General features: G+C 72.0%; 10 protein-coding genes. 6 read left to right on the top strand and 4 right to left on the bottom strand.

Annotated features, from left to right (window positions below; translation table 11 throughout):
• Window positions 1–40: 40 nt before the first annotated feature.
• Window positions 41–1018 carry a Bug family tripartite tricarboxylate transporter substrate binding protein gene (locus BM041_RS07125; RefSeq protein ID WP_092957789.1) on the bottom strand — a complete coding sequence of 326 codons (978 nt, stop codon included), beginning with the start codon at window positions 1016–1018 and terminating at the stop codon, window positions 41–43.
• Between the two features lie 290 nt (window positions 1019–1308).
• On the opposite strand from BM041_RS07125, the gene BM041_RS07120 reads away from it, so the two are divergent.
• Both BM041_RS07120 and BM041_RS07115 read left to right on the top strand, forming a co-directional pair.
• Window positions 1309–2256, top strand: a complete 948-nt coding sequence (locus BM041_RS07120; RefSeq protein ID WP_092957786.1) for a 4-hydroxy-tetrahydrodipicolinate synthase family protein — start codon at window positions 1309–1311, stop codon at window positions 2254–2256.
• 9 nt (window positions 2257–2265) lie between these two features.
• Window positions 2266–3300 carry a cyclic nucleotide-binding domain-containing protein gene (locus BM041_RS07115; RefSeq protein WP_092957783.1) on the top strand — a complete coding sequence of 345 codons (1035 nt, stop codon included), beginning with the start codon at window positions 2266–2268 and terminating at the stop codon, window positions 3298–3300.
• A gap of 18 nt (window positions 3301–3318) precedes the next feature.
• Here the strand turns inward: BM041_RS07115 and BM041_RS29890 are convergent, their stop codons facing one another.
• Complete coding sequence (locus tag BM041_RS29890; protein WP_139225983.1) at window positions 3319–3687, bottom strand: hypothetical protein; 369 nt, start codon at window positions 3685–3687, stop codon at window positions 3319–3321.
• A gap of 490 nt (window positions 3688–4177) precedes the next feature.
• Between BM041_RS29890 and BM041_RS07110 the strand changes: the two genes are divergently transcribed.
• Window positions 4178–5128: a Bug family tripartite tricarboxylate transporter substrate binding protein gene (locus tag BM041_RS07110; RefSeq protein WP_175533793.1), complete on the top strand. Its 951-nt coding sequence runs from the start codon at window positions 4178–4180 to the stop codon at window positions 5126–5128.
• 4 nt (window positions 5129–5132) lie between these two features.
• Here BM041_RS07110 and BM041_RS07105 read toward each other — a convergent pair whose 3' ends face one another.
• Window positions 5133–7154 carry a CHASE2 domain-containing protein gene (locus BM041_RS07105; RefSeq protein WP_281244528.1) on the bottom strand — a complete coding sequence of 674 codons (2022 nt, stop codon included), beginning with the start codon at window positions 7152–7154 and terminating at the stop codon, window positions 5133–5135.
• 56 nt (window positions 7155–7210) lie between these two features.
• On the bottom strand, window positions 7211–7822 hold the full coding sequence (locus BM041_RS07100; protein WP_092957774.1) for a FecR family protein: 612 nt from the start codon (window positions 7820–7822) through the stop codon (window positions 7211–7213).
• A 162-nt stretch (window positions 7823–7984) separates the two neighbouring features.
• On the opposite strand from BM041_RS07100, the gene BM041_RS07095 reads away from it, so the two are divergent.
• The 3 genes from BM041_RS07095 (at window position 7985) to BM041_RS07085 (ending at window position 12748) form a co-directional block, all read left to right on the top strand.
• Window positions 7985–8857: a fumarylacetoacetate hydrolase family protein gene (locus tag BM041_RS07095; RefSeq protein WP_092957771.1), complete on the top strand. Its 873-nt coding sequence runs from the start codon at window positions 7985–7987 to the stop codon at window positions 8855–8857.
• 84 nt (window positions 8858–8941) lie between these two features.
• Window positions 8942–9919: a Bug family tripartite tricarboxylate transporter substrate binding protein gene (locus tag BM041_RS07090; RefSeq protein ID WP_175533792.1), complete on the top strand. Its 978-nt coding sequence runs from the start codon at window positions 8942–8944 to the stop codon at window positions 9917–9919.
• 78 nt (window positions 9920–9997) lie between these two features.
• The gene (locus tag BM041_RS07085; protein ID WP_092957765.1) at window positions 9998–12748 is read left to right on the top strand and encodes an autotransporter family protein; all 2751 of its coding nucleotides are present in this window, start codon (window positions 9998–10000) and stop codon (window positions 12746–12748) included.
• Window positions 12749–12752: the final 4 nt, after the last annotated feature.

Genomic DNA, 12752 nt, shown 5'->3' with positions numbered 1-12752 from the left:
CTGTCGTCGCGCGGGATGTGAGCACCGGCGGGCCCGCGGCTCAATCCGCCCGGATGCCCGCGCGCGTGATCAGGCCGCGGAAACGCTCCAATTCGCTGGCGATGAGCTGCCGGAAGGCGTCCGGCGTGCGCGGCGCGGCATCCGCGCCTTCCATCACCAGGCGCTGCTGCAATTCCGGGTCGCCGAGCTGGCCGTTCACCGCTTCGTTGATGCGGGCGATGATGGCGGGCGGAGTCGCGGCGGGGGCGACCAGGCCGTGCCATTGCACCATCTCGTAGCCCGGCAGTGCCTCCGCCACCGGGTTGATGCCCGGGATGGAGGCGGAGGGGCGGGAGGCGCTCATGCCGAGGGCCACCAGCAGACGGTCGCGCACGGCGGGCAGCACCACCGGCGCGCCGGCGAAGGCCACCTTCAAGCGGCCGGCGAGGAGATCCGTCAGCATCGGGCCATTGCCGCGATAGGGCACATGGATCAGGTCGATGCCGGCGGCGTCGCAGAAGCTGGCCATGGTGATGTGGGACGCGCTGCCATTGCCGGCGCTGCCATATTCCAGCGTGCCGGGCCGCGCCTTGGCGAGCGCGATGAACTCCGCCGTGGTGCGGGCGGGGACGGAGGGGTGGATGGCGAGTACGCCGGGCAGCGTCGCGACCAGCGCGACGGGGGCGAAATCCCGCAGCACGTCATAGGGAATGTTGGGGTAGATGAAGGGGTTCACGGCCAGCGTGCCGACATGGCCCCACATCAGCGTGTGCCCGTCCGGCGCGCTGCGCGCCACCTGCGCCGCGCCGACCGTGCCGCCGGCGCCGCCCCGGTTCTCCACCACCACGGGATGCCCGCCCAGCGCCTGCTGGAGCTTCGCGGCCAGCGGCCGCGCCAGCAGGTCGTTCGACCCGCCGGGCGGGAAGGGGACGACGATGGAGATGGGGCGGGACGGCCAGGACTGCGCCAAAGCGCGATCACCGATCGGGATCGTCGCCAAAGCGGGGGCGGCGAGCAGCAGGGATCGGCGGGCGAGCATGACAATTCCTCCTTCTATCGCGGAAGAATTGCGGCGGGATGGCGGGCAGGGGAAGCCCCGCGCGCGGGTGGAAGATGACGGGTGTGACATTTAAGTCGCTAACCCGTTTAAGCCGATTATGCCGATTAGGTGCATTTAGCACCGATTTCGCGGGGTGCCGGACGCGGTTGGGGTGGTGACGGGGAGAAACATAACAGGAACAAACGCCCCCGCGCCACCGATTTCGGCACCGCCTACCCAGGCCCCGGCGGAGTTGCTAGCGTGGCTGCCCCAACGTCACAGGTGTGCCCATGGCCAAGATGCGGATCGAGGGTTCCTTCGTCGCCCTCATCACCCCCTTCAACGCCGATGGCAGCGTCGATTTCGGCGGCTTCCGCACGCTGATCGACTGGCACGCGAGGTCCGGCACCTCCGCCATCCTGATCATGGGATCGACGGGCGAGGTCTCCATGCTGACGCCGGATGAGCGGCGCGAGATCGTGGAGAAGACCGCCGCCATGAAGGTGGGCGGGATGAAGATGTTCTATGGCTGCACGGGCACCAGCACGGCCGCCACCATCGCCTATCTGAAGCACGCGAAAGCCGCCGGCGCCGATGGCGCGATCCTGGCCGCGCCCGCCTATATCTGCGCGCCGGAGGACGATATTGAGGCCTTCTTCGCGGAATGCGCCGATGCGGTGGAACTGCCGATCGGCATCTACAACAACCCGCCGCGGGTGAAGTCCGACCTGCATTGGGACCATCTGCTGCGCCTCATGAAGCACCCGAACATCGTGGTGCTGAAGGAAAGCACCACGCGCGTCGGCCAGGTGGCGCAGGTCTGCGCCGCGCAGCCGGATGCGACGATCATGTGCTGCGACAGCCCGAACCTGGGACTCGTCGTGCCGACCATGTCGCTGGGTGGCCACGGCACGGCGAACATGACGGGCAATATCGACCCGGCCGGCATGGCGCGGCTTTCCACGCCCTGGGCGACGCCGGAGCAATCCGTGGTGTTCCGGGAGACCTACCTCCGGCTGCTGCCGCTGCTGCACTTCACCTACAGCGCCATCAACCCGGTGGCCGTGAAGTCCCTGATGAAGGCCGTGGGGCTGCCGGCGGGCGATCTGCGGCGGCCGCTGACGGGGCTGAAGCCGGACCACCTGGCGCGGGGCGTGGCGATCGTGAAGGCGCTGGGCCTCGATGCGCAGTATGGCTGGCGCCTGCCGGGCCAGGTGATGCCGCTGGCCGCCGAATAACCAATCGGCGTGCCTGACGGGGCCTCGCTTTCCCGCGCGCCGCTGCTGGCGGCGCTGGCGGCCCCGGACCTTGCCGCGCTCGGCGCGGTGGCGGAGGCGCGGCGCGTGCCGGAAGGGGGCGCGCTGTTCCGGCGGGGGGATGCGGGCGATGGCCTCTGGGTGCTGACCGCCGGCGAGGTGCGCATCCGCGTGGAAAGCGCGGAGGGAGCGGAGGTGGTGCTGAACCACCTCGGCCCGGGCGACGCGGTGGGGGAGGTGGCGCTGCTGGATGGCGGCGCGCGATCCGCCGATGCCGTGGCCGCGAGCGATGTGGAGGCCGTGTTCCTGCCGCGCGAGGCCGCGATGGGCGTGCTGGCCGCGCGGCCGGATGCGCTGCTGCGGCTGCTGGGCGTGCTGTGCGGCAAGCTGCGCGCGGCGACGGCGCAGGTGGAAAGCACCGCCGATGGCGCGCTGCGCCAGGCCCGGCGGCACGGGGCGGAGCTGGAGGAAGCGACCGACCGCAACCCGCTGACTCGCCTGCCGGGCAACCAGGCGGTGCGCCAGGCGGTGGAGCGGCTGGGCGTCGCGGCGCCGGTGCCTCGGGCGTTGTGTTACCTCGACCTGGATCACTTCAAGCCGTTCAACGACGCCTTCGGCTTCCGCACGGGGGACGAGGCGCTGTTCCTCTGCGCCACCGTGCTCCGCCGGTGTTTTGCCGGCGTGCCCGGGTGCTTCCTGGGGCACATCGGGGGGGATGATTTCTTCGCGGGGTTCGAGGAGGTGGAGGGCGCGGCGCTGGAAGCGCGGCTTGCGGCCTTCCGCGAGGCCTTCATGAGCGAGGCGGCGGGGGCGTTCTACAGCGCGGCGGAGCGGGCGGCGGGGAGCATTGCGGGGAAGGATCGGGACGGGAATGCGCGGCGGTTTCCGTTGCTGGGATGCTCGATCGCGATGCTGGAACTGCGGGCGGGGGAAGGGGCGGGGGCGGAGGTGATCGGGGCGCGGATTGCGGGGTTGAAGACGGTGGCGAAGGGGGCGGTGGGGGGGATTGCGAGAGGGGGGGTGTGAGGTACAGCTTCGGAATTTTTACGTCCTGCGCATATTGGCCCGAAAGCGGGCGATGTACTTAAATGTATTCGGCGCGTGGACTGCCGCCCGTAGTCGCGCACGGGCGTCGTTATTTTCCTCAATCAGCAAAAGCACATGCTCTACATATTCTGAGGATAGCTCACGAGAAATTCCGAATAGGGATTTTTCGCAATGAATGCCGCAGGCAATTTCCAGAAGGTTTGCAAGCTCTGAAAACGAATAGTCTTTATCTGGTTCAGGTGCTGCCAGATAGCGCTGCCATGCCTGTCGAAAGGCATCGTTGAGAGTGACAAGTGTAGCGACCGACGAATTTCGATTACTGCGTCTAACGGCATAAAGGGCGACGCCGAGAGCGATCAGGGACACCGCTCCCGACCCCAGGGCGATCCAATCGGAAGTGCTAAGAGCCGACAATCCTCAAGGCTTCTTCGAGGTTGCCGCCGCTCCAGACGCATTCCCACTTGTGGAAGTCGAGGCCACTGGAGCGTTGGCGCTCTGGCTCTGGGCCGCGCTGCCGCCCAAAGCCTGCGCCAGATGTCCGACCGTTAGGCCTCTCTGAACCAATCGACCTTGCAGGTGGGACGTAGTTAGGCCGTCTAAGGCAACTCGGACGTTTGATTCCTTAGCCATGACTAGATTACCTCATCCAGATGATGTGTGTGGAGCACCCATCATAGCGACATGTGGTGTTGAACAAAAGGGCAACCTTCGACGGAGGCATGCAAAAATGGTTCGCCCGGCGGAGCAGGCCGGCATAACGGCAGGGTGGCTGGGCGTTGTCATCTTGCGTTCCTTCGTTGTCCAAGCACCGCATCGGAGGCCATACATGGAATCAGATATCTGGGGGACGCGTTACATGCGCAGTCTGCTAACCGCACTGCTTGGCGCCATACTGCTAGTGGCGCCCGCCGCCGCCCAGGACTGGCCCACTCGCCCCGTCCGCCTCCTCGTCGGCTTCCCCGCCGGCGGCCCCACGGACATCCCCGCCCGCATCATCGCCGACCAGCTCCGCGCCCGCCTTCCGCAGCCCGTGGTGATCGAGAACCGCACCGGCGCCGGGGGTCGCATCGCGCTGGATCATGTGATGTCCCAGCCGAGGGACGGGCACACGCTGCTCGTCTGCACCTATATCGATGCGCTGAACACGCTCGGCACCGCGCGGCCCTATCCGCTGAGCGACCTCGCGCCGATCTCCCAGATCACGCGCGCCTATTACGCGCTGGTCGTGCCGAACAGCCTGCCCGCGCGGGATGCGCGGGAATTCGCGGCGCTGGCGGCGGCGCGGCCGGAGGCGGTGGCCTTCGGGCATGTCGGCGGGGCCTCCATGCCGAACCTCGTGGCGCGGATCTTCGAGGGGCTGGTGGGCGCGCGGATGGTGGAGGTGCCGTATCGCGGCACGCCGCCGGTGCTGCAGGACCTCATCGCGGGGCGGTTGCAGCTGTTCGTGGGGCCCCTGGTGAACACCATGCCGCTGGCCCAGGCGGGGCAGGTGAGGGCGATCGGGATGACCAGCCCGGAAAGGCTGGCGGTGGCGCCTGATGTGCCGACGCTCCGGGAACAGGGGATCGACCTGGTGGCGCAGGGGTGGCTCGGCATCTGCGGGGCGAATGGCATCCCGGCGCCGGTCGTCGCCACGGTTAACCGGCTGGTGGTGGAAGCGGTGGCGAGCCCGGAATACCGGGCGGCGGTGGAAGGGACGGGGGCGGGGGCGGTCTCCTCCTCCCCGGCGGAACTCGGGCGGCTGATGGAGGAGACGGTCGCGCAGTACCGCGGCGTCATCCGGGGGTTCAACATCCCGCTGGACTGACCGCCTATCCGCCCCGCTGGTCCACCGAAATTGATGAAAATCCGCGATTCAGGCGGTCCAGTTGGAACAGCGTCGGCGCGTCCTCGGGCAGGGTGCCGGCGACCAGGCTGAAGGCGGCACGGGCGGCGTCCGCGTCCTCCGCCAGCAGGGCGGCGAGGCCGGCATCCCAGGCGGCGCGGGCCTCGGCCGGCACCTCTATCCCCGGGGGCCAGGGCGCATAGACATCGACGGCGGCGGCGCGGCCGCGGGCGGCCAGGCGGCCCAGGCAGCGGAAGCCGTCGCCGGATTGCGCGGCCGCCGTCTCGCCATCCAGCAGCACCGTGGTGCCGAAGATCTTGTTGGCCTGTTCCAGGCGCGCGGCCAGGTTCACCGCATCCCCATGCGCGGTGTAGTCCAGCACCCGCCCGCCGCCGACATCGCCGACGATGGCGATGCCGGTCGCGATGCCGACCCTCGTGATGCCGAAGCCGGCCTCCGCATGGCGGCGGGCGAAATCCTGGCCCCAGGCCGCCAGTTCCATCCCGCAGGCGACGGCGGCGCGTTCATGGCCGGGCTGGTCCAGCGGCGCGCCGAACATCACATGCAGCGCATCCCCCACCACCTTGTCGAGCGTCCCGCCATGGCGGGCGATGATCTCCGCGGCACCGGCGATATAGGCATCGAGCAGGGCGATGAGGGCGGCGGGGCCGCTGCGCTCCACCAGGCCGGTGAAGCCGGCGATGTCGGTGAAGACGAAGCTTATCCGCCGCGCCTCGCCGCCGATGCGCACCAGGCCGGGTTCGCGCGCGATGCGGGTGACGAGGGCGGGCGGCAGGGATTGCGCGAAGCGGGCGACCAGGCGCGCGCGGCTGGCGCGGGTCGCGATGAAGGCGGCAAGCGCGGCGGCGGCGGCCGGCGCCAGCAGGGCGGCCAGCGGCAGCAGCGGGTCCGCCAGCAGCATCGTCCCCGACAGCAGCGCCAGCACGCCGATCGGCACGGCGAAGAGCGCGGCCAGGGCGAAGCCCGCCAGCGCCAGCGGCGGCAGCGCCGCGCCCGCCGCCGCGCCCAGCAGGCCGAGCGCGGCGGCGGCGGCGATCTCCGCGCCGGGCAGCCAGGCGGGGCGGCGGGGCAGCCAGAGGGTCATGGCCTGGGCCAGCGCCTCCGCCTGCAACCGGATGCCGGGGACCAGCGGGGCGAAGCCGGAATCGCGCAGCGCGCCGAGTTCGGGCGCCGTGCCGCCCAGCAGCACGACATGGCCGTGGATGGCGCCGGCGGGGATGCGGCCTTCCAGCAGCGCGGCGGCGGAGACGCTGGGCAGGGCCGGGCCGGGATGCAGGCGGATGGACAGGCCCGGGTCCAGCGGCAGCACCACGCCGCGCAGGCGGAGTTCCGGCCCCTCCGCCAGCAGCGGCGTGGAGCCGCCGAGCGCGAGGCGCAGCGCCTCCAGCACCAGTCCCGGGCGCCATTCCTCCCCCACGCGCACCACCAGCGGCACGCTGCGGACCGTGCCGCCTTCGAGGGAGGCGGCCCCATGGCCGGGCGCGGCTGCGACCAGGGCAGGCCAGGCGGTGGCGGCGCCGGGGGCGGCGAGGGGCGCCAGGCCGGCGGGGCTGCCGAGCAGGGCGAAGCCGCCGGGCGCGGCGGGGGGTGGCGTCGCCTCCGGCGCCAGCAGGAAGCCGATCGCGACGGGGGCGGCGGCCAGGGCGGTGGCGAGAGTCGCGTCGTGGTCCGGCAGGGTGGCGGCGCGGCGGCGCAGCGCGTCGGCTTCGGGCGGGGGCAGGCTCTCCGCCAGGCGAAGGGCGAGGGTGGCGGGGGCGGCGCGGTCCGGACCCTCGAACAGGATGTCGGTGGCGATGGCGGCGGCGCCGTGGAGGCGATCCAGCAGCGCGGCGATGCGGTCCCGCGGCCAGGGCCAGGGGCCGAGGGTGGCCAGGCTCTCGCGGTCGATCGCCACCACCAGCACGGGCGGCGCGGGGCCGGGGCGGGGCCAGGCGGCCAGCAGCGCATCCAGCGCCGCATCCCGCCCGGCGGCGAAGGGGGCGGGCAGCAGCAGGCGGAACGCGAGGAGCAGGGCCGCGGTGGCGGCGCCCCAGCGGAGGGGTGTCAGGGCGTCAGGCCCATCGGCGCCAGGACGCGGGCGATGCGGGCGGGGGACCAGGGAATCGGCGCCTCCGGCACGCCGCCGACGATGTCGGTGCCAAGCCCGGCGGGCAGCGTGACCAGGCGGCCGCCGGCGGAGACCGCGGCCTCCCCCCGCGCCACGAAGACGGCGAAGGTGCCGTCCATCTCCCCGGCCCAGAAGGCCGTGCCGCGCACGCCGATCAGCGCGGCCGGGGAGATGATGGCGACGGGCGCGCGCGGCGCGGTTTCGGGGCGGCTGAACCAGAGCGACCCGGCGGCGCGGCGCAGCACGGTGCCGGCGCCCTCCGCGGTGGTGGCGGGCACGCTGTCCAGCAGCAGGCGGGAAAGCGGGCCGAGGCGAAGCTCGATATCCCCGGCCAGGCGCGCCAGCAGCCGGGACTCGGCTGATGTGACGAGGGTATCGCCCTCACCGAGGGGCGCGGCGGGGGCAAGGGCGCGGGTGGCGCCGGGGCGTTCGGCGCGGGCGGTGCCGGTGACTTCCACCGCCTCCCCGACCCGTCTCGGCGCGGGGCCGGCGGCGCCGATCAGCAGGGCGGCGGCGGCGAGGCCTCGGCGGCGGATCGGGTGCAGCATGGGGGTTCGCCTTGCCGTTGGGGGCCGTTGCGGGGACGGAGTATCGCGCGGAAGGAAGCGCGCTGCCAGCACCGGGGGGCCGGCTTGCCCGGGCCTGGTTTTGTCGATAAAAATTTTCCCGGCAGAGTTTTTACCGTCCAAGCCGTCACGAGGAATCGTCGCATGCGTCTGCTCAGCTTCATCGAGAACGGGCGCAGCGCGCCGGGCGTGCGGATCGGGGAGGAGGTGGTGCCGGTCTCCGCGCTGGCGGGCTTCCCGGATGACGCGCTGGCGCTGATCGGGATGGGGGCCGAGGGCCTTGCCAAGCTGGCGGCGGCGGCCGCGGCGGCGCCGGCCTCCGCGCGGCGGAAGCTGTCCGACCTCACGCTCGGCATGCCGATTCCGCGGCCGGGGAAGGTGGCCTGCATCGGGCTGAACTACGCGCTGCATGCGAAGGAAGGCGGCAACCCGATCCCGGACTATCCGGCGATGTTCCTGCGCGTGCAGACCAGCCTGGTGGGGCCGGACCAGCCGATGCTGCGGCCCAAGGTCTCCGACAAGTTCGACTATGAGGCGGAGCTGGCGATCATCATCGGCAAGCGCGCGCGCTGCGTGTCGCAGGCCGACGCGCTGGACTACGTGGCGGGGTATTCGCTGTTCAACGACGGCTCCATCCGCGACTACCAGCGCAAGTCCACGCAGTGGACGATGGGCAAGAACTTCGACGCCACGGGCGCCTTCGGGCCGGAGATCGTGACGGCGGATGAGCTGCCGCCGGGTGCCGCGCCGCTGCGGATCTGCGCGCGCGTCGATGGCCAGACGGTGCAGGACAGCACGACGGGCGACATGATCTTCAGCGTGGCGCGCGCGATCGAGATCATCTCCGAGGTGATGACGCTGGAGCCGGGCGACGTGATCGCGACCGGCACGCCGTCCGGCGTCGGCTATGCGCGCAAGCCGCCGCTGTTCCTGGCGCCGGGCAAGGTGGTGGAGATCGAGGTCGAGGGCATCGGCGTGCTGCGCAACACCATCGCGGACGATCCCGCCTTCGGCTGAGACCCACGATCCCTTCCCCGCGCTCGCGGGGTGGGGATATGCTCCGCCCCATCAACGAAAACGACGATGGGGGGGAGCGTGACCATGGGGCGCATCATCATGGGCCGTCGCGCCGCGATCGCGGGCGCGGCGGTGGGATGGCTGGCGGCGCCGGCCTTCGCGCAGGCGCCCTGGCCGGACAAGCCTGTGCGCATCCTGGTCGCCTTCCCGCCGGGCGCGAGCACGGATGTGCTGGCCCGGGCGCTGGCCCATGCGCTGGCGCCGGTGCTCGGCCAGCCCGTGGTGGTGGAGAACCGGCCCGGCGCGGGCGGCAACATCGCGACCGTCGCCGTCAAGCGCAGCCCGCCGGATGGCAGCCTGTTCCTGGCGCATTCCGTCGCCTTCTCCGTCAACCCGTCCCTGTTCCGCAACGCGGGCTACGACGCCGCCACGGATTTCGAGCCGGTGGCGATGCTGGCCAGCACGCCCAACATCATCACCGTGAACACGGAGAAACTGGCCGTCGCCAACCTGGGCGAGCTGATCGCGCAGGCGCGCACCCGGCCGCTGGACTACGGCTCCTCCGGCATCGGCACGACGACGCATCTCGGCATGGAATTGCTGTTCCGCAGCCTGGCGCGGGTGGAGGTGCAGCACGTGCCCTTCGGCCCCGCCCAGGCGGTGACGGCGGTGGTGGGCGGGCAGGTGCCGATCGGCAGCACGAGCCTGCCGCCGGCCCTGCCGATGGTGCGCGACGGCCGGCTGCGCGGCATCGCCGTGACCAGCCTGCGCCGCGACCCCGCCCTGCCCGACGTGCCCACGGTGGCCGAACAGGGCTTCCCTGGGTTCGAGGCGCTGACCTGGTTCGGCCTCATGGCCCCGCATGGCACGCCGCCCGCCATCACCGACCGGATGAATGCGGAGATCAACAAGGTGCTGACCTCCGCCGAGACGCGCACGCGGCTGGACGCGATGGGCTTCGTGCCGGATGCGCGGGACCGCCCCGCCTTCGCCGCCTACCTGGCGGAGGAGGTGACGAAATGGGCGGGCGTGGTGCGCGCCTCTGGCGCTTCCGCGGAGTGAGGAAGCCGATCCCGGATTAACCGGGGCTTAACCCGACCTTGGCTAAGACGCCTGGCCACGCGCCAGGAAGGCCAAGGAATGTCCGCATCGTACCCCCGTGGCCGGCGCCTTGCCGGCCGTGCCGCCCGGCTTCTGCTGTCGGTCTCCGGCCTGGCCCTTCTGGGGGGGCAACCGCAGGATGCGGCGGCCGCGACGGCCACCTTCTTCGACAGCATCGCCGAAGGGCGGGCGGATTTCGACAACCGCGTGGCGACCGCGGGCGGCACGGTGAACACGGACCTGCTGTCCAGCCTGACCACGAACCAGACGAGCTGGGCGCGCAGCGCCTTCACCATCACCTCCGGCGACGGCACCACGCGCAGCACGCGCACGACCAGCTTCAACAACGTCCAGGGGCCGAGCGGCACCTTCAACAGCGGCGACTCCATCCGGATGGAGGCTTCCTCGTTGAACCCGCCGGGCAGCGGCCTCGTCTTCACCTTCGCCAGCCCCATCAATGCCTTCGGTGTGGAGCTGGAGGGCTGGGCGACCTGCTGCTACCCGAGCGCGCTCTACATCGCCTTCGATGGCGGCACGCCGATCCTGGTGGGTTCCGCCAATGCACGATCCGACAATCCCGGCGATGCGCGCTACGGCCAGGTGATGACCTTCGTCGCCGCGATCAGCGACAGCGGCACCTTCTCCAGCATCGCCTTCTACGGCGAGGCAAGCGGCGACACGATGTTCGGCGGCGGCACGGTGCGCTACGCGGTGGTGCCGGTGGGGGGGCTGTCCGGCGGCACGGCGATCGACACCAGCCGCGGGTCCTTCAACGAAAGCGACAGCGCCGCGCAGGCCGGCACCGTGACCTTCCGCGGCGGCACCTTCCGCCCGACCGCGTCGGTGGCGCTCAGCCAGCCGGTGGTGGTGGAAGCGACGAACGGCATCATCGACACCTCCGCCGGGCCGGTCGTGCTGCTGGGCAACATCACGGGCGACGGCCAGTTGCAGGTGATCGGCACCGGGCGGCTGACCGTGCAGGGCCAGGCGCAGAACAGCGGCGGCGCGCAGGTGCAGCAGGGCACGCTGGTGGTGCAGGGGCAGCTTGGCGGGCCGCTGTCGGTGCTGGCGGGCGGCATGGTGATGGGCGGCGGCACGGTCACCGGCCCCAGCACCATCAATGGCACGCTCTCCCCCGGCGCATCGCCGGGCATCATGACCTTCACCGCGCCGGTGACGCTGGGCGCGGGGTCCACCACGCGGCTGGAGATCGATGGGCCCGCCGCCGGGACCGGCCGCGGGTTCCATGACCAGGTGCTGGTGACGGGCGCGGGCAATGCGCTGACGGCGGGCGGCACGCTGGCGCCCGTGCTGCGCGGCATCAGCGGGGACGCCACCAACAGCTTCAACCCCGTGATCGGCCAGTCCTTCCGGGTGATCCAGGCGCAGGGTGGGCTGCTGGGCAGCTTTGGCGGGCTGACGCAGCCGACGGATGGCCTGCCGGCGGGTTCGCGCTTCGATGCGCTCTATGGCGCCAACACGCTCGACCTGGTGCTGACGCCGGCGCGCTATGCGGATCTGTCGCCGCTGGGGGGCGGGCAGCGGGTGAACCAGGCCGCGACGGGCGGCGCGGTGGACGCCATCCGCCCGGCGGCGGGGCTGCGGATGGACGGCGATGCGGCGACTGTCTTCGGCGCGCTCTATGTCCTGCCGGCCAGCGCCATCCCGGCGGCGCTCGACCAGGTGTCGGGCGTGGTGCATGCCGATGCGCTGGCGGCGGCGCTCGCGCATCGCCGCATGTTCGGCGCTGCCACCGGGCAGCGGCTCGCGGCGATCCGCAGCGGCGATGCCGGGCTGGTGGCGGCGCAGGGCGCCCTGGCGCCGCGCGTGGCGCTGGACAGCGCGCGCATCGCGCGGATGTCCGCCATGCCGGGCGCCGGCGTGGGCGGGGATGGCGATGACGCGCCCGCCGGCGACGGCGGGGATGGCGATGGCGGCTTCGGGCTGCCGGGCTGGTCCGTCTGGGGCCGGGCGCTGGGGGGCTGGGGCAGCACCGGCAGCGACGGCATCGCGCCGGGCTACAGCCGGCAATCCGGCGGCGCGCTGGTGGGCGCGGACCGCGCCTTCGCGGCCGGCCTGACGGGCGGCATCGCGCTGGGCTTCCTGCGCGGCCAGGTGGATGGCGACGGCGCCACCGGGGAGGTGCGGATCGAGAGCTACCAGGCCAGCCTGTACGGCCTCTACGCGCCGCCGACCGAAGCCTCGGTGAAGCCCTTCGTCGATGTGACGATCGGCACCGGGCTCAGCCGCTACGATTCCCGCCGGACCATCGCCTTCGGCACCCTGTCGCGCCGCGCCAACGCGGACAGCCAGGGCACCGACCTCTCGGCGGAGGCCGGGATCGGCGTCTCCACCCGGATCGAGGGGATCGAGATCGAGCCGCGGCTGCATCTGCGCTGGGACCGCATCGCGCGGCGCGGCCTGACGGAGACGGGGGCGGGGTCACTGAACCTCAGCGTGGACGGGCGCACGGCGGATGCGCTGCGCGCCGGCATCGGCGTCTCCGCGGCGCGGAGCTTCGACCTCGGCAACGGCGTCCGGCTGCGGCCGGAGGCGCGGATCGGCTATGCGCGGGAGATGCAGGATGGCCTCGGCCGGTCCACGCACCGGCTGGGCGGCGCGGGCTTCGGCGTGGAATCCGCGCGGGTCGGCCAGAACGGGCTGAGCGGCGGCATCGGCGTCACCGCCTTCCGCGGCGACCGCTTCGCGGTGGTGGCGGATATCGATACCGCGCGGACGGAGCGCGGCAGCGACCATGTCGCCACCATCGGCCTGCGCTGGGTGTGGTGAGGCG

It is taken from the genome of Falsiroseomonas stagni DSM 19981, assembly GCF_900114315.1.
Lineage (GTDB): Bacteria > Pseudomonadota > Alphaproteobacteria > Acetobacterales > Acetobacteraceae > Falsiroseomonas > Falsiroseomonas stagni.
This window is presented reverse-complemented; position numbering and strand designations above follow the sequence as displayed.